The 20506-nt window shown below is 65.1% G+C and carries 18 protein-coding genes and 1 pseudogene; 7 read left to right on the top strand and 12 right to left on the bottom strand.

Going from position 1 to position 20506, the window contains the following annotated elements:
- Window positions 1–8: 8 nt before the first annotated feature.
- Window positions 9–1532, bottom strand: coding sequence for a phospholipase D-like domain-containing protein (locus tag ACFQ00_RS17685; protein ID WP_381493984.1), 1524 nt, complete (start codon window positions 1530–1532; stop codon window positions 9–11).
- Window positions 1533–1631: 99 nt separating this feature from the next.
- Between ACFQ00_RS17685 and ACFQ00_RS17680 the strand changes: the two genes are divergently transcribed.
- Together ACFQ00_RS17680 and mazG are read left to right on the top strand one after the other, a co-directional pair.
- Window positions 1632–2099: a group II truncated hemoglobin gene (locus ACFQ00_RS17680; RefSeq protein ID WP_381493981.1), complete on the top strand. Its 468-nt coding sequence runs from the start codon at window positions 1632–1634 to the stop codon at window positions 2097–2099.
- Between the two features lie 86 nt (window positions 2100–2185).
- Complete coding sequence (gene mazG, locus ACFQ00_RS17675) at window positions 2186–2953, top strand: nucleoside triphosphate pyrophosphohydrolase (RefSeq protein WP_381493978.1); 768 nt, start codon at window positions 2186–2188, stop codon at window positions 2951–2953.
- On the opposite strand, the gene hflX is transcribed toward mazG, so the two are convergent.
- The 7 genes and pseudogenes from hflX to dusB form a co-directional block, all read right to left on the bottom strand.
- On the bottom strand, window positions 2950–4215 hold the full coding sequence (gene hflX / locus ACFQ00_RS17670) for a GTPase HflX (RefSeq protein ID WP_449325426.1): 1266 nt from the start codon (window positions 4213–4215) through the stop codon (window positions 2950–2952). The two genes, mazG and hflX, sit on opposite strands and share 4 nt — an antisense overlap.
- Window positions 4216–4319: 104 nt before the next feature.
- Window positions 4320–4559 (bottom strand): annotated as a pseudogene (gene hfq / locus ACFQ00_RS17665) (RNA chaperone Hfq); the annotation flags it as partial.
- 77 nt (window positions 4560–4636) lie between these two features.
- Complete coding sequence (gene ntrX, locus ACFQ00_RS17660; RefSeq protein ID WP_381493974.1) at window positions 4637–6040, bottom strand: nitrogen assimilation response regulator NtrX; 1404 nt, start codon at window positions 6038–6040, stop codon at window positions 4637–4639.
- Window positions 6041–6044: 4 nt separating this feature from the next.
- A complete protein-coding gene (locus tag ACFQ00_RS17655; RefSeq protein ID WP_381493969.1) occupies window positions 6045–8309 on the bottom strand; it encodes a sensor histidine kinase NtrY-like in 2265 nt (754 codons plus the stop codon).
- A gap of 85 nt (window positions 8310–8394) precedes the next feature.
- Window positions 8395–9864 (bottom strand): nitrogen regulation protein NR(I), encoded by a 1470-nt coding sequence (gene ntrC, locus ACFQ00_RS17650; RefSeq protein WP_381493965.1) that lies wholly within the window; start codon window positions 9862–9864, stop codon window positions 8395–8397.
- Window positions 9861–10952 carry a two-component system sensor histidine kinase NtrB gene (locus ACFQ00_RS17645; protein ID WP_381493963.1) on the bottom strand — a complete coding sequence of 364 codons (1092 nt, stop codon included), beginning with the start codon at window positions 10950–10952 and terminating at the stop codon, window positions 9861–9863. The genes ntrC and ACFQ00_RS17645 overlap by 4 nt, the downstream gene beginning before the upstream one ends.
- 1 nt (window position 10953) lies before the next feature.
- Window positions 10954–11949 (bottom strand): tRNA dihydrouridine synthase DusB, encoded by a 996-nt coding sequence (gene dusB / locus ACFQ00_RS17640; protein WP_381493961.1) that lies wholly within the window; start codon window positions 11947–11949, stop codon window positions 10954–10956.
- An 86-nt stretch (window positions 11950–12035) separates the two neighbouring features.
- Here dusB and ACFQ00_RS17635 point away from each other — a divergent pair, with 86 nt between their 5' ends.
- The 3 genes from ACFQ00_RS17635 (at window position 12036) to ACFQ00_RS17625 (ending at window position 14238) form a co-directional block, all read left to right on the top strand.
- Window positions 12036–13199, top strand: a complete 1164-nt coding sequence (locus tag ACFQ00_RS17635) for a bifunctional 2-C-methyl-D-erythritol 4-phosphate cytidylyltransferase/2-C-methyl-D-erythritol 2,4-cyclodiphosphate synthase (protein ID WP_381493958.1) — start codon at window positions 12036–12038, stop codon at window positions 13197–13199.
- A gap of 74 nt (window positions 13200–13273) precedes the next feature.
- A complete protein-coding gene (locus ACFQ00_RS17630; RefSeq protein WP_381493956.1) occupies window positions 13274–13723 on the top strand; it encodes a hypothetical protein in 450 nt (149 codons plus the stop codon).
- A complete protein-coding gene (locus ACFQ00_RS17625; protein ID WP_381493954.1) occupies window positions 13720–14238 on the top strand; it encodes a CinA family protein in 519 nt (172 codons plus the stop codon). Before ACFQ00_RS17630 ends, ACFQ00_RS17625 begins: the two co-directional genes overlap by 4 nt.
- Here the strand turns inward: ACFQ00_RS17625 and ACFQ00_RS17620 are convergent.
- Together ACFQ00_RS17620 and lipA are read right to left on the bottom strand one after the other, a co-directional pair.
- Window positions 14178–14657, bottom strand: a complete 480-nt coding sequence (locus ACFQ00_RS17620) for a type II toxin-antitoxin system RatA family toxin (RefSeq protein WP_381493951.1) — start codon at window positions 14655–14657, stop codon at window positions 14178–14180. The genes ACFQ00_RS17625 and ACFQ00_RS17620 overlap by 61 nt on opposite strands.
- On the bottom strand, window positions 14650–15579 hold the full coding sequence (gene lipA, locus ACFQ00_RS17615; RefSeq protein ID WP_381493948.1) for a lipoyl synthase: 930 nt from the start codon (window positions 15577–15579) through the stop codon (window positions 14650–14652). The genes ACFQ00_RS17620 and lipA overlap by 8 nt, the downstream gene beginning before the upstream one ends.
- A gap of 82 nt (window positions 15580–15661) precedes the next feature.
- On the opposite strand from lipA, the gene ACFQ00_RS17610 reads away from it, so the two are divergent.
- Window positions 15662–16303, top strand: coding sequence for a carbonic anhydrase (locus ACFQ00_RS17610; RefSeq protein WP_381493945.1), 642 nt, complete (start codon window positions 15662–15664; stop codon window positions 16301–16303).
- A gap of 144 nt (window positions 16304–16447) precedes the next feature.
- Window positions 16448–17797 carry an NADP-specific glutamate dehydrogenase gene (gdhA, locus tag ACFQ00_RS17605; RefSeq protein WP_381493942.1) on the top strand — a complete coding sequence of 450 codons (1350 nt, stop codon included), beginning with the start codon at window positions 16448–16450 and terminating at the stop codon, window positions 17795–17797.
- Between the two features lie 20 nt (window positions 17798–17817).
- Here gdhA and lpdA read toward each other — a convergent pair whose 3' ends face one another.
- Both lpdA and ACFQ00_RS17595 read right to left on the bottom strand, forming a co-directional pair.
- Window positions 17818–19215: a dihydrolipoyl dehydrogenase gene (gene lpdA / locus ACFQ00_RS17600; RefSeq protein WP_381493940.1), complete on the bottom strand. Its 1398-nt coding sequence runs from the start codon at window positions 19213–19215 to the stop codon at window positions 17818–17820.
- Between the two features lie 9 nt (window positions 19216–19224).
- Window positions 19225–20505 carry a pyruvate dehydrogenase complex dihydrolipoamide acetyltransferase gene (locus ACFQ00_RS17595; RefSeq protein ID WP_381493936.1) on the bottom strand — a complete coding sequence of 427 codons (1281 nt, stop codon included), beginning with the start codon at window positions 20503–20505 and terminating at the stop codon, window positions 19225–19227.
- Window position 20506: the final 1 nt, after the last annotated feature.

Below are 20506 nucleotides of genomic sequence, written 5' to 3'. Positions count from 1 at the left end.
GCAAGCCGTCATTGCCGCCTGAGCCCGCGCCTGCGCCGCCTGCGCTCCCTCAGTCGTGCCATGCCTTCACGCCAGCGCATACGCAGGCCGCGTTTGTGCAGCGGCTCGAAAAAGCCTTCTGCCTTCTCGGGATCGAGCAGTTCGTTGTCGGCAATGAACAGGTCGAGCGGCCCCGGCTTTTCGAGGTCGAGCAGATCGAGCGTCTTGCCCGGCCCGCGCAGCGCCTCGATCGTCTCCACGAGCGATCCCGTTTCGGCGAACCGCGCTGCGAAAACCTCCGGCGTCACGTCCAGATGCTCGGCAAGCAGCCGTGAACGCAGCGCCGCAATCGCGGGCGGCGTGGCGGCGTTGGCGGGGAGGGCGGCATCGATGATGACGTCACATTCGCTGTCCAGACCCATCGAACGGTTGTTGAGGTTCGCCGAGCCGATCTTGAGCAGCCGGTCGTCGACAATTGCGACCTTGGCGTGCACATAGATGTCCGCGCCGCCGCGCGTGATGGGCACGTAGATCCGGAAACGGTCCCCCCGGTCCACTTTGCTGATGGCACGGGCGAGCTGAACGCGCGCGCCATCCATGGCTTTCTGTTCCAGCCATCCGTCGGCGTTGCGCGGCATCACCACCACGATTTCGGGCGGATCCGCCTCTTTCATGCGGGCCGCGATGGCGGCGGCGATCCTGCCGGAGGTCAGATACTGGTTCTCGATATAGATGAAACGCTTGGCCGCCGCGATCATGTCGAGCCACAGCGCCTCGATCTCGCGGACTTCGTCGCAGTCGCGCCAGGCGGACCGCGTGCGTGCGATCGCGATATCCACGTCGCGGAAGTCGACGGTGGCATCTTCCGGCCAATGGTCGTGGTCGTCCTCCACCGGCGCCAGTTCATGGCGCGTCGCGTGCTGCCAGCGGTCGCGGCCAAGGTCAGCGAGCGCGCGCGCGGCATCGCCGTCCAGCATCATGGTGACGTCATGCCACGGCCCATAGGGCTTGCCGTCCGGCAGCTTGCGCCGCGCGTCGTCGTCCGCATGGGCATTGGTGTCCCAGCGCGCGCACGAGATGTCGATGCCGCCACACACGGCGAAGCGCTCGTCGATCACCACGATCTTCTGGTGGTGGCTACACCCCATCGGGTGGAAGCTGTCGAAGCGGAAGTCGATAGCGCGGGTCAATTGCCAGCGCAGGAGCATCCACGCCGCGCGCGGCCGCAGGAACTGCTTCAGCGCGCCGAAGCTCCATTTCAGGATGTCGATCTGGCGCGCGGGGTTTTCGCGCGCAAGGCGCAGGAAGAAGTGCCCCAGGCTCTCGCCCTGGCCGTTCTCGTCGGGCTCAAGCGTGATGCGCGTATCGAAATCCCAGCCGATGATCAGGATTCTCCGCCGCGCCGCGATCATCGCTTCGCGCACGAAATGGTAGTAGTTTGCGGCATCGATCACCGCCGCGGCGCGCGTAGCCCGTTCGATACGCCAGCAATTGCGCCCCGTCGCGACGACAGGGGCGAGGGAAGGGTGACCGCCCTGCTCTTCGTTTACCATTTGTTCTCCGGCTGCGTTCCGGTCGCCCCGTACAACTGTGGAACCGCAACGTTAACGCAAAACCGGGCATTCGGCTCCCGCGTTTGATGCGGGAAACGCATGATTTTGATCTGGATCAAGGAAAGCTCGCCAAAGGCCCGGTTGATCGCTTTCATGAGCGAATCCGGCACGAGCGCGACAACACCATACGACAGCCTTGGCGGAGAGTCCGCCGTCAGGCGCTTCGTCGACCGTTTCTACGATCTCATGGAGAACGAGGCCGAGTATGCCGCGCTGCGCGCGATGCACGCGCCGGACCTGGCGCCGATGCGGCGTTCGCTCACAGGATTTCTCACTGGCTGGCTCGGCGGGCCGCGTCACTGGTTCGAAGAGAACGTCGGCGTCTGCGTGATGTCGGCGCACGCCGTGCTGCCGATCAGCGCAGAGACATCGCAGCAGTGGACAGACGCCATGGCGCGCGCGCTTGCCGAGAGCGATGTCGACGCCGATCTCGCAACACGCATGAACGACGCTTTCGGGAAAATGGCCGGGGGGATGGCCCGAATGGCGGCAAATCGCAATAATTGATTTAACATAATATATATTATCGTTGTATCGGACGAGACGTATCTGCGGTCTTTTCCGAATCCCCTCCTGCCGCTACGCGGTCTTCCATGAGCAAGGAAACCTCCGCCGAAGCATACGCTCGTCTCGCCGACGTCATGCGCGCGCTGCGCGATCCGGCAAGCGGCTGCCCGTGGGACCTCGAGCAGGATTTCGCATCCATCGCACCGTACACGATCGAGGAAGCCTATGAGGTCGCCGATGCCATCGCGCGCGACGACATGGCCGATCTCAAGGGCGAGCTTGGCGATCTCCTGCTTCAGGTCGTTTACCATTCCCAGATGGCGGCCGAGGCCGGGCATTTCACCTTGGCTGACGTCACATCCGCGATCGCCGACAAGATGGTCCGCCGCCATCCGCACGTCTTCGGAAACGCCAGCGTTGCGAACGCAGGCGCGCAGACGGCGGCATGGGAAGACCAGAAGGCCAGCGAGCGCGGCGATCAGGGCGCGCTTGCGGGCGTCGCGCTCGGCCTTCCCGCGCTGATGCGCGCGCAGAAGCTGCAGCGCCGTGCCGCGCGTGTCGGCTTCGACTGGCCCGACGCGTCAGGGCCGCGCGCCAAGATCGACGAGGAACTCGCCGAGGTCGAGACGGCGGACGATGCGTCGCGCGCCGGCGAAGTCGGTGATCTGCTGTTCGCCGTCGTCAACTACGCGCGTCACCTCGGTATCGACGCCGAGGAAGCGCTGCGCACCGCGAACACCAAGTTTGAACGCCGCTTCAATGCGGTGGAAGCAATGGCCGGCAAGCCCTTGTCCGATATGGATATCGATTCCCTCGAAGCGCTGTGGCAACGGGTGAAGGTGTCGGAGCGTTAAGGGAGCGCCAGAAAGCGCGCTCTGTCCTCGTCGCTGATCCGTACCTGCAGTTCCACGGTCTCGCCCTTCGTGCGCCGTTTCAGCACCAGGCCATTGTTTTCCAGCCAGGCCAGACGCTTACCGTCGCCCGCGCCAACGACGAAGCTGTGAACACGCGCGTCGCGCAGCAGCGTGTCCGAGATGAGCCTGCGGAGGTCGTCCACCCCTTCCCCGCTCACCGCCGAGAGAAGCACGCTGTTCGGCGCGGCCGCCTGTTCGAGCGCGGCCTTGCGCGTTTCCGCATCCAGCAGGTCGGCCTTGTTGAGCGCTTCGATGATCGGCCGCCCGCCCTCCGGATCGACGCCGAGTTCGGCGAGCACGTCGATGACGTCACGCTTCTGCGCTTCGGTTTCCGGGTGCGCGATGTCGCGAACGTGGACGATGATGTCGGCGTCGAGCACCTCCTCCAGCGTCGCGCGGAACGCCGCGACGAGCATTGTCGGCAGTTCGGAGACGAAGCCAACGGTGTCGGAAAGGATCGCTTTGTCGATGCCGGGCAGTGCGATGGCGCGCATCGTGGGGTCGAGCGTTGCGAACAACAGGTCTTTCGCCATCACCGAAGCGCCGGTCAAGCGATTGAAAAGTGTGGATTTTCCAGCGTTCGTATAGCCGACGAGCGCGATCACCGGATACGGTGCCTTCTTGCGCTGGCGGCGTTGCAGTCCGCGCGTGCGGCTGACCTCGCCGAGGTCCTTGCGCAGCCGCGCCATGCGCTCGCGGATCAGGCGGCGGTCGGTCTCGATCTGCGTCTCGCCGGGGCCGCCGAGGAAACCGAAGCCGCCGCGCTGGCGCTCGAGGTGCGTCCACGAGCGCACGAGCCGGCTCGCCTGATAGCCGAGGTGGGCAAGCTCCACCTGAAGGCGCCCTTCCCGCGTCGCGGCCCGCTCCCCGAAGATTTCGAGGATGAGGCCGGTGCGGTCGATCACCTTGGTGCCGGTGCCGGTTTCGAGATTGCGCTGCTGGAGCGGTGAAAGTGCGCCGTCCACCACGGTCAGTTCCGCGCCGGTTTCCTTCGCGAGTTCGGCGATGGCTTCCACCTGCCCCGCGCCGATCAGCGTTGCGGGGCGCGGATCGCGGACACGTAAGATACGCGTCGCGACCACATCGAGCGTGATCGCGCCGGCAAGGCTTTTCGCTTCCTGAAGCCGCGCTTCGGCATCGCGGCGCACAGCGGTGTCGCGGCGCACGATATCAGGCACGATGACGAGCGCCTTCGTGCCCACGCTGACGCCGCGCACGTCGTCGTGCGCTCCGAAGCTGTGGAACTGCTTACGCCGTCTGCCCCCGGATTGCGGCGGCGTACCGGCGTCAGGGTCGGTCAATCGTCGTCGCCGTCTTTCTCGGGCTCAAACAATTGAACGGGGCTTGCCGGCATGATCGTGGAAATCGCGTGCTTGTAAACAAGCTGCGAATGACCATCACGGCGAAGCAGAACCGAAAAATTATCGAACCAGGTGATGACACCCTGCAGTTTTACGCCGTTCACGAGAAACATCGTCACCGGCGTCTTGCTCTTACGGACCGCGTTCAGGAACACGTCCTGCAAGTTATTGGCCTTGTCTGCCATGTCCCCCTAATCCTCAATTACATCGCGCCCGATTGCCGTAGGCGCGGGCACACTATTTGGGGGTCGGAGGCTTCCCGTCAAGTGTCGGAATTTACTTCATCGTCGCCTTTTCCGGGATCGGAGAGGCCGAGCGCCTTCAGCTTCCGGTGCAGCGCCGAGCGTTCCATGCCGATAAACACTGCCGTTCGCGAGATGTTTCCCGAAAAACGACGAATCTGGACACGCAGATACTCGCGTTCGAACGATTCGCGCGCCTCGCGCAGCGGCGTGCCCATGATCGAGCGGACCGCCTCGTTCGGCATCAGTTTCGCGGGTTCGGCAATGATCTCCGATGGCAGCATGTCCACCTCGATGCGCTGCGCCCGCTCGGGCGGCATCAGGATCAGCGTGCGCTCGATGATGTTCCGAAGCTGGCGGACATTGCCCGGCCAGTCGTAAGTCTGCAGCGCAGCCATCGCGTCCTCGCTGAGCCGGGGCGTAGGAATCCGGCGCTCCGCCGAGAGCTTTGCAAGGAAGTACTCGGCGAGCTCGCCGATGTCCTCGCGGCGCTCGGACAGTGGCGGCAGGTGCACGGGCACGACGCTGAGGCGGTAGAACAGGTCTTCGCGGAAGCGCCCGGCGGAGATTTCCCCGGCGAGATCGCGCGAGGTGCTGCTGACGACGCGCACGTCGACCTTCACGCTGCGCGCGCCGCCGACGCGCTGGAACATCTGCTCGGTGAGCACGCGCAGTATGCGTGCCTGCGTCGCGAGCGGCATGTCGGCGACTTCATCGAGGAACAGCGTGCCGCCATGTGCCTGCTCGAAGAGGCCGATGCGCACGGGCTGACCGTCTTCCTCCACGCCGAAGAGTTCCTCCTCGAAGCGGTCCGGGTGCAGGCGCGCGGCGGCCACGACCACGAACGGCCCGTTCGCGCGCGGCGACCACTGGTGCAGCAGGCGCGCGGCGACTTCCTTGCCGGAACCGGGCGGGCCGTCGACCAGCACGCGGCTGCCGGTGGCCGCGACGCGCTTCAGTGTCGCGCGCACGCCGTTGATCATCGCGGAGGAGCCGGTGATCTCGCCCTCGATGCCGGCGCGAGAACGAAGCTCCTCGTTCTCCCGGCGCAGCCGCTCCGCCTCGGTCGCGCGCTCCACCGTGTGGATCAGCTGGTCCGCCTGAAACGGCTTCTCGATGAAATCGTAGGCTCCACGCTTGATCGCCGCGACCGCGGTCTCGACGTTGCCATGGCCCGAGATCATGATAACGGGAAGCCCCGGATTACGCTGCTTCACGACCTCCAGAAGCTCGATGCCGTCGAGCTTCGAGCCCTGCAGCCAGATATCGAGCACGAGCAGGCTCGGCAGCCGCTCGCTGAGCGCCGCGAGCGCGCTGTCGCTGTCCCCCGCGGTGCGCGTTTCATAGCCCTCGTCATCGAGGACACCTGCGATCAGTTCCCGGATATCGGCTTCATCGTCGACGATCAGAATATCAAGCGCCACACATCTACCTTTGCTGAACTGCGACTTTTTCCGGAACGCCCGGTTCCTGCGAAACATGGGCCTGCAGGGCGGCCAGATCGAAACTCATCACGGCGGCGGCGCCGCCGCCTTCCACGTCGCGCAGATCGAGCACGCCGTCGTGCTCCTCCACGATCTTCTTGACGATCGCGAGGCCAAGGCCTGTGCCCTTCACCCGCGTCGTCACATAGGGTTCGGTCAGCCGGTCGCGCTGGTTTGCGGGGAAGCCAATGCCGTTGTCAGTCACCGTCACCACCAGCGTATCCGGCTCCGCAAAGCGTGCGGTGAGCGCGATGCGGCCCTGCACATCACCCTCCTTGCAGCGCGCGGCGACGGACTCGGCCGCGTTCTTGAGAAGGTTGGTGAGCGCCTGCGCGATCTGGCGCCGATCGCAGATGAACGCCGGCAGCTCCGAAGCGACGTCCATCTCGTAATCGAAATCGCTGTGCGCAACCTCTTGCAGGAAGATCGCCTGCCGCGCGATGTCGAGGAACGATTCCGGCCTGAACACGGGCTTCGGCATCCGCGCAAACGACGAGAACTCGTCCACCATCTGGCGAAGGTCGCCCACCTGCCGCACGATCGTCTCGGTGAGGCTACGGAACGTGTCCGCGCCTTCGTCGATCTTGTTGCCATAGCGCCGCTGCAGGCGCTCGGCGGAAAGCTGGATCGGCGTCAGCGGGTTCTTGATCTCGTGCGCGATGCGCCGCGCCACGTCCGCCCACGCCGCGCGGCGCTGGTCGGCAAGCTGCTGCGTGATGTCGTCGAAGGTGATCACATAGCCCTGGCTGCCGCTTGAAACCCCGCCCATGCGCACGAGCAGCGTCTGCACGTCGTTGCCGCGCGCGATGCGCACCTGCCCGGATGCCTGCCCGGAGGCGCGCGTCTCTTCCAGAAGCGCCGAAAACTCCGGCACCGCCTCTTCGATGGTCATGCCGCCAAGCGCTTCCTCGGTCATTTCGAGGAGGTCCGCGGCGGAATGGCTGACGAGGCGGATATGCCCCTCTTCATCGATCGAGATGACGCCCGCCGAGACGCTGGAGAGCACCGCCTCGGTGAACTGGCGCCGCGCATCAAGCTGTTCGTTCGCGGTGACAAGCGCACTCGTCTGCGCCTGAAGCTGGCGCGTCATGCGGTTGAAGGTGCGCGCGAGCGTGCCGACCTCGTCCGGGCTGTTGCGCACGGGCACGCGCGCGGCAAGGTCGCCCGCCCCCACCTTCTCGGCGGCCCGCACGAGCCTGCCGATCGGCGCCACCAACCGGTTCGCGAGCCACAATGCCGAAAGGATCGCGGCGGCAAGGATCAGCAGTGCGATCACGAACAGCGCGAGGTTGAACTGCCACTGCAGGCTCTTCGAGCGCGCAAGCAGCGCGTCATACTCGTTCATCGCGCCTTCCGCCCGCTGCGCGGACTGGAGCACGGCGGGATCGACCTTGCGGCTGACGTAGACGTAGCGTTCGAGCAGCGGGTCGATGCGGACGATCGCCTCCACGCGGTCCGAAGCCGTCGCGAGCACGCTTGCCCGGCCCGATCGCGCCCGCGCGATGTCCGTCGGCAGGATGCGCTGCTCAAGCGGTGCGCCGCTCATGCCGACCGATGCGTAGATGTGATAATCCTCGCCGTTCAGCGTGAAGACGCTCGCCTCGGTCAGGTTGCGGGCCGCGACCTGAAACGCGAGGCCATCGGCAAAGCCCGCGGAATCGACGCCGTAGCTGTTCGCATATTCGTAGACATCGGTGCCCATCGCCTCGATGTCCGCCACGATGCGCTGGCGGTTTTCGGCGACATAGGAATGTGCCACCTGTTCGGCGTTCTCAAGGACGGTGCGGGCGTTGTCCGAAAACCAGAACTGCGTGCCGAACTGGAAAAGCAGCGAGGCGAACACCACGACGAGCAGCGTCGGGACCGCCGCGATCGCCGAGAACAGCGCCACCATGCGCACGTGCATCCGCGCGCCGGCAAGCCCGCGCCGGCGGTTCACGCGCAGGATCACGAAGCGGCGCCCGATCAGCACGAGCAGCGCCATCAGCGGCACGAGGTTCGCAACGAGCAGGATCGTCCGCCCCGAAGGCGTGTTCGCGGCGGTGAAGAACGTGTCGGTCAGCGCGAAATAGCTCGCGCAGCCCACCGCGACTGCGATCAGCCCAAGCGCGACCTCCAGCCGAGGATAGAGTTCGACGCGCGACACCCATCGGCTGATGCGGCGGCGCAGCCTGCGCTGCGGCGATACGGGCTTAGGGGGGGCATTCACGGACATGTTCGAGTGCAGCTTAACCACTTTGCCTGTTGCCGCAAATACACAGTTGCTGCAGCCCGGTAACGGCCCGAACCTGAAATCAGCCTGAACGGCCGACGGGCGGTCCCGCCGGGCGAAGTGCCACCGCATCGATGCCGCGATCGTTCAGCTTCTTGCGCAACGTGTTGCGGTTGATGCCGAGCAGTTTCGCGGCGCGGATCTGGTTGCCGCGCGTCGCCGCAAGGCTCAGCAGCAGCAGCGGCTTTTCGAGTTCCGCGAGCACGCGCTCGTAAAGCCCGTCCGGCGGCAGGTCGTCGCCGAACGTATCGAAATAGCGCGCGAGATGCGCTTCGACCGAGCCCGCAAGGCCGCGATTGTCGCTCTCCGCGCGTGCCGAGGGCACGCGCTCGCTGCGGAGCGCTTCTTCCACGCTGGTCGCGGAAATGACGTCAGAGCGTTCGAGCGCCGCGAAGCGCCGCATCAGGTTTTCGAGCTCGCGGACGTTGCCCGGCCAGTCGTGCGCCTGCAGGCGCAGGATGGCTTCAGGTTCGAGCGTTTTGGCGGGAAGCCCTTCCGCCTCGGCGCGGCGCAGGAAGTGCGTCGCAAGCTCCGCGATGTCGTCGACGCGGCTCCGGAGCGGCGGCAGGTGCAGCGGCACCACGTTCAGCCGGTAGAACAGGTCTTCGCGGAACAGCCCGGCGTCGACAAGACGCCGCAGATCCTTGTTCGTCGCGGAAACGATGCGGATATCGGCCTTGATCGGCCGCATCCCGCCAACGGTCGTGAACTCACCGGACTGGAGCACGCGCAGCAGGCGTGTCTGCGCCTCCATCGGCATGTCGCCGATCTCGTCGAGGAACAATGTGCCGCCCTGCGCCTGTTCGAAGCGACCGATGGCGCGGGCCTGCGCGCCTGTGAAGGCACCGCGTTCGTGCCCGAACAGTTCGGATTCGATCAGCTCGCGCGGGATCGCCGCCATGTTGACCGCCACGAACGGCCCTGTCCGCCGCGAACCGAGGTCGTGCAGCGCCTTCGCTACCAGTTCCTTGCCGGTGCCGGATTCGCCAAGGATGAGCACGGTGAGGTCGGTGGGCACCACGCGCGCAATCGTGCGGTACACCTCCTGCATCGCGGGCGAACGGCCGATCAGTGGCAGCCCGTCCCCCTCCTCTTTCGCCGCCGTCTTGCGTGCGGGTGCCTGCGACTGTTCGAGCGCAGCGGAAACAACAGCTGACAGCTTGTTGATATCGAAGGGCTTCGGTAGGTATTCGAACGCGCCGTTCTCGGTTGCGCGCACGGCTGTCGCCAGCGTGTTCTGCGCGCTCATCACGATCACTGGCAGGCCGGGTCGGCGCGCGAGAATGCGCGGCACGGCATCGAGCCCGTCGGCATCGGGCAACACGACATCGGTGATCACCGCGTCCCCCACCCCCGCCTCGATCAGCTGCCAGAGGCCTGCGACCGTATCCGTGGTGCGCACCTCGTGGCCCGCGCGCACGAGCACCTGCCGCACAACCGTGCGGATCGCAGCGTCGTCGTCGGCGACGATGATGGTGCCGGTGCGGCTCACTGGCTGCCCGCCGTCGGCAGAAGCACGCGGAAGATTGTTCGCGACGGATGGTTCTGCCGGTCGTACTCGATGAGCCCGCCATGGTCGCCGACGAGCTTCGCGACGAGCGCGAGGCCGAGGCCGGTGCCGCCGGGCTTCGTCGACACGAAGGGATCGAACAGGTGCTCGGCGACGTCGGCGGGCGCGCCGGGGCCGTCGTCGATCACGCAGACTTCGATCGGCACGGACATGCGCCGCTTCGAGCCCTTCACCGCCACCTTCAGGCCGTGCCGATAGGCGCTGCGCAAACGGATCTTGCCTTTGTTCCCCGTCGCTTCACTCGCGTTCTTCACGAGATTGACAAAAATCTGAATGAGCGCGTCGCGGTCGCCGTCCACGTCCGGCAGCGAGGGGTCGTACTCTTCTTCGAATTCCACATCGCGCGCGAAGCCGTGCTCGGCGAGGCGGCGAACGTGGCCGAGGATCAGATGGATGTTTTCGGGCTGCCGCTTCAGCGGCCGCGTGTCGGTGAATTCCTCCATCGAATCGATCAGCGTGCTGATGCGATCGACTTCGGTGCAAATGAGATCGGTGAGTTCGGGGTCGCCGTCCTGCGCCAGAAGCTGCGCGGCGCCGCGAATCCCCGAAAGCGGGTTCTTGATCTCGTGCGCCAGCATTGCCGCCACGCCCACGGCGGTCTTCGCCGCGCCCACCTGCTCGCGCTGGCGGTTCACCATTGTCGCGGCCGCGCGCCGCTGGAACACCAGCGTCGACCAGCCGGGAGAATCCGGCACGGGCGAAACCAGCAGGTCGGCCGTGATGCGCCGCCCGCCGATGAACGCGATCTCAAGGTCGTAGGCAGCGAACTCGCCGCCGGTCACGACCGCCTCGAACAGCACGGCGCGCACGGCGCTGTCTTCCGGGAAGATCGCGCCCCAGCCGCGATCGACGAGCGCCGGCTCGCTAAGATTGAACATGTCCTCAGCCGCCGTATTCATCCGCGAAGGCGCGCCGTTTGCGTCGATAAGGACGATCGGGATCGGCAGGCTTGCGAGCAGGTCGTCGGCGCTTGGCGGCGGAACCAATGGAACCGCGGGCACAGTGGCCATGTCAGGCGGCCGCCCGGGCGAGCCAGGGCGCGTAGAATTCACGGAGCATCGCCTTCACCCGTGCGGGATCGCCGACCTGGTTGACGCTGTTCCGGAACTCGGCCGAGCCGTGCATCCCCTTGGTGTACCAGCCGATATGCTTGCGCGCGAGGTTGACGCCGGTGTCGGTGCCGTAAAGCTCCAGCATCATCTCGTACTGTTCGAGGATCAGGTGATACTGCTCCTCGATCGTCGGCGCCTTGAAGCGATGGTCGCAGAGATCGGCCATCACCTCGCCGAGCAGCCACGGGCGGCCATAAGCCCCCCGCCCCACCATCACCGCGTCCGCGCCGGACTGTTCGAGCGCGGTGCGCGCGTCTTCCACCGAGCAGATATCGCCGTTCACGACGACCGGCAGAGACACGGCGTTCTTTACGTTGCGCACGAACGCCCAGTCCGCGCTCCCCGAATACATCTGGTTGCGCGTGCGGCCGTGCACCGTGATCATCCTGATGCCCAGATCCTCGGCGATACGCGCGAGATCGGGCGCGTTCAGGCTGCCGTGGTCCCAGCCCATGCGCATTTTCAGCGTCACCGGCAGCTCGACCGCCTTCACCGTCGCCTCGATCAGCGACGCGGCGAGCTTCAGGTCGCGCATCAGTGAGGAGCCGGCGTGACCGTTCACGATCTTCTTCACCGGGCAGCCCATGTTGATGTCGATGATCGCCGCGCCGCGATCGGCATTCAGCTTCGCCGCTTCCGCCATGATGCCGGGCTCGCAGCCCGCAAGCTGCATCGAGATCGGCTCTTCGGACGGGTCCCACGCCGCTTTCTGCAGCGACTGGCGCGTCTCGCGCACCATCGCCTGGCTCGCGATCATCTCGGTCACGGTGAGCCCCGCGCCGAAACGCTTCACGACCTTGCGGAACGGCAGATCGGTGACGCCGGTCATCGGCGCCAGGATCACCGGCTGGTCGATCCTCACCGGTCCGATCGAGATTGGCTTCAGTTTCGGCACTGTCTTCGGCTGCCCAAAAATAAGGCACGGCGCATAACCCAAGCAGGGCTGTTCGGCAAGCGAAGCCTGCGCTAAAGCCGCCCGCCATGAACGAAGCGCCAAAGGTCGCCGCCATCGTCGTTGCCGCCGGGAGAGGCTCCCGCGCGGGCGAAGGCGCGCCGAAACAGTATCGGGCTCTGGCGGGCCAGCCGGTGATCCGCCGCGCGATCGCAGCGCTCGCGACGCATCCGCGCATCGGCCAGGTCGTTGCCGTCATCCATCCGGAAGACGCCGCCGTGTTCGCCGACGCCGTGCAAGGACTCGATGTCGTGCCGGTTCACGGCGGTGCGATGCGGCAGGATTCGGTGCGTCGCGGCCTCGAAGCGCTCGCCGGGTTTGCCCCCGACCTTGTCCTGATCCACGACGCTGCCCGCCCCCTGCTCTCCCATGACGTCATCGACCGGCTACTGGACGCGCTTACCGAAAATGACGGCGCCGTCCCCGCCCTCCCCGTCGTCGACAGCCTGCGCACCGGCGAAACCCACGCCGACGGAGAGGTGGACCGCAGCCGCCTGAAGCGCGTCCAGACCCCGCAGGCGTTTCGGTACACCGCGATACGCACCGCCCACGCACAGTCTCGGTCGGATGCCACAGACGATGTCGCCGTCGCCCTCGCCGCCGGTCTCAGCGTTGCCTTCGTCGAAGGCGACGAACGCCTCGCCAAGCTCACCTACCCCGCCGATTTCGCCCGCGCCGAAACCCTCCTCACCGCCGGCCTCATCACCCGCGTCGGCCAGGGCTTCGACGTCCACCGCTTCGGCCCCGGCGACCACGTCTGGCTCTGCGGCGTGCAAGTGTCGCACAGCCAAGGCCTCATCGGCCACAGCGACGCCGACGTCGGCCTCCACGCCCTCACCGACGCGCTCCTCGGCGCCGCGGCAATGGGCGACATCGGCGACCATTTTCCACCCAGCGACCCCAAGTGGCGCGGCGTACCATCGAACCTTTTCCTCACCCACGCCCGCGACCTCATCCTCGCGCGTGGCGGCATCATCGATCACGTCGATGTCACGCTCATCTGCGAAACGCCGAAGGTCGGCCCACACCGCGATGCCATGCGGCAGCGGGTGGCCTCGCTGTTGCGGCTGCCGGTGGAGGGGGTTAGCATCAAGGCGACAACGACGGAGAAGCTTGGCTTCACGGGACGCAAGGAAGGCATTGCGGCCCAGGCAACGGCTTCGGTTCGGCTCAGCACGGTGGAGATCAAGTGAAACGTCCAGTCCTCATTCTGGCCTTGGCGAGTCTTGCGGCTTCCAGTGCCCATGCTGAAACCGGCAAGGATTGCATGAACGAAAAGCAGGCCCTCGCCTTTTCCGATTTCCTGCTCGCGACCGTAGCGCCAATCGTGGCGGAGCAATGCGGCGCCGGGCACGCTGCCGTTTCGCCAGCGATCGTCGCCGCGCAGCCGCAGCTCCGCACACGTTTCAAAGCGCGCGGAGACACTGCTTGGCCAGTGGTGCTCGATCATTTTCTGGGCCAGCAGGAAGACAAAGCCGTTGCTGACGAAATGCGCAAGCAGAGCGACGCCATGCGTCCGCTCGTCGCGAGCGTGACGGCGAGCGCGATCATCAAGGATATGTCGGCGAGCGACTGCGCCATGGCCAATGATCTCGTGGACGCCTTGCTGCCTTTGCAGGATGCGCAGATCGCGCGCCTGATCACGGCCTTCATGCGTATCGGTGCCGGCAAGTCCCCGTCCGGCCCTCAACTTTGCCCGCTGGGAGCAAATGAGTGACATTGTTCGACGACGAGATCATCGCGCTAGCACGCCGCGTGGTGGAACTGAACGTGGCGGCGGGGCGCAAGGTCGTGCTGGCTGAATCCTGCACGGGAGGCCTTGTCTGTGGCGCGATTACCGAGATTCCTGGTTCCTCAGCCGTACTGGAGCGCGGTTTCGTTACCTATTCGAATGAGGCCAAGACGGCGCAGCTCGACGTACATGGCGATGTGCTGGAAACCTTCGGCGCGGTTTCAATCGCGACAGCCTGGGCGATGGCGCAGGGCGCGCTCGCACACAGCGATGCGGACGTTGCCGTGGCGATAACTGGCATTGCCGGGCCGGACGGTGGATCGGAATCGAAGCCTGTCGGCACCGTAGTGTTCGCCCGCGCGATCCGTGACGCGGACCCCGAAGATGTGGTGGCGGACATGAAGCAGTTCGGCGACATTGGCCGCACCGGCATCCGGCTTCAGGCTGTGCGCTGCGCGCTCGAACTGTTGCTGCCAGAAGACGCGTCCGCTGCCGCATAGACTTTGGCGGCGCGCGTTTCGAACGCCGTCACCATCTTGCGGAAGGCTTCGTGGAAATACGCGCCAGCGAGCGCGTTCAGGATCGATTGCCGGAACGCGAAATCGACGTGGAAGTCGACTTCCGTACCACCGCCCACCGCCTTGAACCGCCAGTCATTGTAGAGGAACTTGAGCGGTCCCGAGACATAGTCGATGTGGATATGATGCGGCCTGTCCAGCACCACACGGCTGGTGAACGTCTCCCGGAACACTTTGAAGCCGACGACCATGTCGGCGACCATTTCCGTTTCGCTGCGTGACTTCACGCGCGTCGCGATCACCCACGGCAGGAACTCGCCGTAGCGGCCCACATCGGCGACGAGGTCAAAGAGCTGCTCCGGCGTGTACGGAAGAACCCGGACCTCGCGGTGTTCAGGCATCGGCGCGTTGATGCTTTGCGAGACGCGCGGCCTTGAGCTTCGCAAAGTCGTCGCCCGCGTGGTATGACGAGCGCGTCAGCGGCGAGGCCGCGACGAGCGCGAAACCCTTGGCGCGGCCGAGCGATGCGTAAGACTTGAACGCGTCCGGCGTCACGAAATCGATCACCTTCGCATGACGCGGTGTCGGCTGCAGATACTGGCCGATCGTGAGGAAATCGATGTCGGCAGAGCGCATGTCATCCATCACCTGATGAATCTCCAGCCGTTCCTCGCCGAGCCCGACCATAAGGCCGGACTTGGTGAAGATCGTGGGGTCGAGCGTCTTCACGCGTTCGAGCAGGCGCAGCGAGTGGTAGTAGCGCGCGCCGGGCCGGATCGTCGGATACAGCCTCGGCACGGTTTCGAGGTTGTGGTTGTAGACGTCGGGCCGCGCGTCGACGATGCGCTTCACGGCTTCGTCGGCCTTGTTGCGGAAGTCTGGCGTCAGGATTTCGATGGTCGTGTTCGGCGCGCGGCGGCGCAGCGCCTCGATCACGCGCACGAACTGCGTGGCACCACCATCCGCGAGGTCGTCGCGGTCGACGCTGGTGATGACGATGTGCTCGAGACCCAGTTCCGCAGCCGCGGTCGCGACATGCTCCGGCTCCAGCGGATCGACCGGATTCGGCATCCCCGTCTTCACATTGCAGAAGGCGCAGGCGCGCGTGCACGTGTCGCCGAGGATCATCACGGTCGCGTGCTTCTGCGTCCAGCACTCACCGATGTTCGGGCACGCGGCTTCCTCGCACACGGTGTTGAGGCCGAGGTTCCGCATCAGCTTGCGTGTCTGCGCGAAGCCAACACTTGTCGGCGCCTTCACGCGCAGCCAGTCCGGCTTGCGGGTGCGGATTGGGGAAACGGGTGCGGGATCAGCGTCTGCCATGCGCGCCTAGATAGCGGCCACGAACCGATAATCCAACCGTCAGTTCTTGCATGGCAGGCATGAACGGGTTAGCCGATTTCCCATGTCTGGCTTCGATGAACTGATCGATGGCTATCGCCGGTTTCGCGGCGGCGCCTATCTCGCCCAGAAGGCGCGCTACGACTCGCTGAGGTCTAGCCAAAGCCCCAAGACCATGATCATTTCCTGCTCCGACAGCCGCGTCGATCCGGCGATGATCTTCGACGTGGGGCCGGGCGAGATCTTCACGGTGCGCAACATCGCGAACCTCGTTCCGCCATTCGAGATCGGCGGCGGCCGCCACGGCGTTTCCGCCGCGCTGGAGTTCGCCGTGACGCAGCTCGAGGTCGAGAACGTCGTCGTGATGGGCCATGGCGGCTGCGGCGGCGTTCAGGCCGCCCTCACCCGCAAGTTCGAAGGCGCTCCCGCCGGTGCGGGCGGCTTCATCGCGCACTGGATCGACCTTCTGGACGAGGCGCGAGACCGCATCCTCCACGATCATGGCGGCCGTGTGGATCGCGACGTGGAATACGCGCTGGAACTTGAGGCCGTGAAGGTCTCTCTCCAGAATCTGCGTACCTTCCCGTGCATCCCGGAGCGTGAGGCGTCCGGTAAGCTGAGGCTGATCGGTGCCTATTTCGCGATCCGCGATGGTGTCCTTCACGTCCTCGACGAGACCACAGGCAATTTTACTCCTGCGGGATAGTTTCCTGAATATCTCGATGTTCTCAGGTCTGTATCCGAATTTGCGGGATTGAATCCGAAAATTTCACGACGTTTCAAAGTTTTCTTGCAAGATTATTGAATTTTCCGCTTTCCCCGCGCCGATAGCACAGGGGAAGGATCATTCGTGTCGACCATCGATGAAAAGCTGGAACCGATCTACGCTGAGGTTTTGCGACGCAACCCCGCCGAGGTGGAATTCCATCAGGCCGTCCGCGAGGTTCTGGACAGCCTCGGCACGGTGGTCGCCAAACATCCCGATTATGCCGACGGCGCGCTGATCGAACGAATCTGCGAGCCTGAGCGCCAGATCATCTTCCGTGTGCCATGGGTAGACGACAAGGGGCAGGTCCAGATCAACCGCGGCTTCCGCGTCGAGTTCAACTCGGCGCTCGGCCCCTACAAGGGCGGGCTTCGCTTCCACCCGAGCGTGCTGCTCGGCACGGTCAAGTTCCTCGGCTTCGAGCAGGTGTTCAAGAACGCGCTTACGGGCCTCCCGATCGGTGGCGGCAAGGGTGGGTCGGATTTCGATCCCAAGGGTCGCTCCGAAGGCGAGATCATGCGCTTCTGTCAGTCCTTCATGACAGAACTTTACCGCCACATCGGCGAGCATACGGACGTGCCGGCGGGCGACATCGGCGTCGGTCAGCGCGAGCTTGGCTACATGTTCGGCCAGTACAAGCGTATCACCAACCGCTATGAATCCGGCGTGCTCACCGGCAAGGGTCTGACCTGGGGTGGCTCCAAGGTCCGCACCGAGGCGACGGGTTACGGCGCCGTCTATTTCGTCTCGGAGATGCTGAAGTCGCGCGGTCTCGATTTCGATGGCCGCACCGTCGTCGTCTCGGGTTCGGGCAATGTCGCCGTCTACACGATCGAGAAAATTCTCAGCCTCGGCGGCAAGGTCGTCGCCTGCTCGGACTCTGCGGGCTATGTCGTCGACAAGCGCGGAATCGATCTCGATCTCCTGAAGGAAATCAAGGAAACCCGCCGAGCGCGTATCGCCGACTACGCCGAAATCCGGCGTGATGGCGCACAGTTCGTGCCGAATGGCACGATCTGGGATGTGCCCTGCGACGTTGCCATGCCCTGCGCCACGCAGAACGAGCTCACCGGATCAGATGCCCGTACGCTGGTGAAAAATCGCGTCATCGCGGTGGGTGAAGGCGCGAACATGCCGTGCACGCCCGAAGCCGTCCGCGCGTTTCAGGACGCGGGCGTCCTGTTCGGCCCCGGCAAGGCCACCAACGCGGGCGGCGTCGCCACCAGCGCGCTCGAAATGCAGCAGAACGCCTCGCGCGACAGCTGGTCGTTCGAGGACACCGAAGCCCGGCTCGCGAACATCATGCGCGGCATCCACGAACGCTGCGCCGAAACGGCGGACGCATACGGCGACCCCGGCAACTATGTCGCAGGCGCGAACATCGCTGGCTTCATCCGCGTGGCGGAGGCGATGCGGGCGCTCGGCGTCATCTGACGCGGCGCCCCCCCTCCCCATCAGATGTGAAGCGGGCGGCCGTAAGCCGCGAGCACGCTTTCGTGCATCATTTCCGAAAGCGTCGGGTGCGGGAAGGTCGTGCCCATCAGCTCGGCCTCGGTCGTCTCCAGCTCGCGCGCAACGACATAGCCCTGGATCAGCTCGGTGACTTCCGCGCCTACCATGTGCGCGCCCAGAAGCTCGCCCGTCGCTTCATCGAACACGGTCTTCACGAAGCCCTCGGTCTCACCGAGCGCGATCGCCTTGCCGTTGCCGATGGCCGGGAACTTGCCGACTTTCACCTTGTATCCGGCTTCTTTCGCCTTCGCCTCGGTGAGGCCCACAGAGGCGACCTGCGGGCGTGAGTAGGTGCAGCCGGGGATGTTGGCGGTGCTCATCGCGTGAACATCCTTCACGCCCGCCATCTTTTCGACGCAGATGACCGCCTCGTGCATCGCCTTGTGCGCGAGCCAAGGTCCGCTGGTGACGTCGCCGATCGCCCAGATGCCGTCCACGCTGGTGCGGCCGTAGCCGTCCGTCTCGATATGCTTGTTCGGGAGTTGCTTCACGCCGAGCTTTTCGAGGCCGATATCCTCGACGTTCGGCACGATGCCAACCGCGACGATAACGTGGCTGAACTCCTGCGTTTCGGCCTTGCCGTCGGCAAACTTGATCTCGGCCTTCACGCCTTTGGCGGTCGCTTCCAGCTTCTGGACGCCGGTCTTTGTGTGGATCGCCATGCCCTGCTTGGTGAGCTGCTTTTCCATGAAGGCGCTGACCTCGGCATCCTCCACGGGGAGGATGCGTTCCAGCATCTCCACGACCGTCACCTTCGCGCCAAGGTCCGAATAGAAGCTCGCGAACTCGATGCCGATGGCTCCCGATCCGATCACCAGCAGCTTTTCCGGCACCGTTTCCGGCACTAGCGCGTGGCGATACGTCCAGATGCGCTTGCCGTCGGCCTTGGCGAACGGAAGCTCGCGGGCACGCGCGCCGGTCGCGACGATGATGTTCTTCGCCGAAAGCTCGGTCGTCTTGCCGTCCTTGGTAACGGAGAGCTTGCCCTTCGCCGTCAGCGTGCCGACGCCCTCGTGAACGTCGATCTTGTGCTTCTTCATCAGCCCCTTGACGCCACCGTTCAGCTGATCGGCGACCTTGCGACTGCGCGCCACCACGGCCTTGATGTCGAACGACGGCTTCTCGACGTTGAGACCATAAGCGGAAGCGTGGGTCAGATAATGGAAGATCTCCGACGAGCGCAGCAGCGCCTTCGTGGGGATACACCCCCAGTTGAGGCAGATGCCGCCAAGCCGCTCACGCTCGACGATGGCCGTCTTCATTCCAAGCTGCGCCGCCCGGATGGCAGCGACATAGCCCCCCGGCCCGGAGCCGAGGACGATGAGATCATAGCTGGACATGGCCGATCCTTACGCGAGCAGGGTGAGCGGGTTTTCAACAAGGCTCTTGAACGCCTGCATCAGGCGCGCGCCGTCCGCGCCGTCGATAGCGCGGTGGTCGAAGCTGCCGGTCGCCGACATCACCGTGGCGATGGCGAGCGCATCGTTCACGATGAACGGCCGCTTCTCGCCAGCGCCGATCGCCATGATCATCCCCTGCGGCGGGTTGATGACGGCCTCGAACTGCTTGATGCCGTACATGCCCATGTTGGAGATGGAGGCGGTGCCGCCCTGGTAATCGTGCGGCTGCAGCTTGCCTTCCTTGGCCCGGCCCGCGAGTTCCTTCATCTCGGTCGCGATAGCGGACAGGCTCTTGCCGTTCGCACCCACGATGATCGGCGTGATCAGACCGTTCGGGATCGACACCGCGACCGAAACGTCGGCGCGGCTATACTTGAAGAGCTGGTCGCCCGAGATCGAGACATTGCACTCCGGCACCTCGATCAGCGCGGTGGCGAGCGCCTTAATCAGCAGATCATTGACGCTGAGCTTCACGCCGCGCGCTTCCAGTGCCGCGTTCAGCTCGCCGCGCAGCTTCAGGAGCGCATCGAGTTCGATATCCACGGTGAGGTAGATGTGCGGGATCGTCTGCTTCGCCTCCGTGAGGCGCCGCGCAATGGTCTTGCGCATGTTCGAGAGCTTGATGGCTTCGTGCGGAATCTCGGTTTCGAACGCTGCAGGAGCCGCCACCGGCGTCGGTGCAGCCGCCTTGGTGGGCGCAGCAGCCGCCGGTTTCCCGACATCGAGGTCCGCCTTCACGACACGGCCGCCGGGGCCACTGCCCTGCACGTCACCAAGGTCGATGCCCTTGGCTTCGGCTATACGGCGCGCGAGCGGGCTTGCCTTCAGGCGGTCGCCCGAATCCGTTGTCGTCGGGGCGGGCGCCGCCGGCTTCGGCGCTTCAGCCTTCACCGGTTCGGGCGCAGGCGCGGGCTTTTCTTCAGCTTTCGGAGCCGCTGGCACCTCTTTCGGCTCGGCTTTCTCCACCTTGGGCGCAGCAACCGCTTCGCCCTCTTCCGCGAGCACGGCAATGAGCTGGCCGACCGGAACGTCCTCCGTTCCCGCCGCGACGACGATCTTCGCGACGACGCCCTCGTCGATGGCTTCCACTTCCATTGTGGCCTTGTCGGTCTCGATCTCGGCGATAACGTCGCCCGGCGAAACCTTGTCGCCTTCCTTCACCAGCCATTTCGCGAGCGTTCCCGTCTCCATCGTCGGCGACAGCGCGGGCATTGTAATGTCAATCGGCATG

The organism is Sphingosinicella xenopeptidilytica, from assembly GCF_042676985.1.
Lineage (GTDB): Bacteria > Pseudomonadota > Alphaproteobacteria > Sphingomonadales > Sphingomonadaceae > Sphingosinicella > Sphingosinicella xenopeptidilytica.
This window is presented reverse-complemented; position numbering and strand designations above follow the sequence as displayed.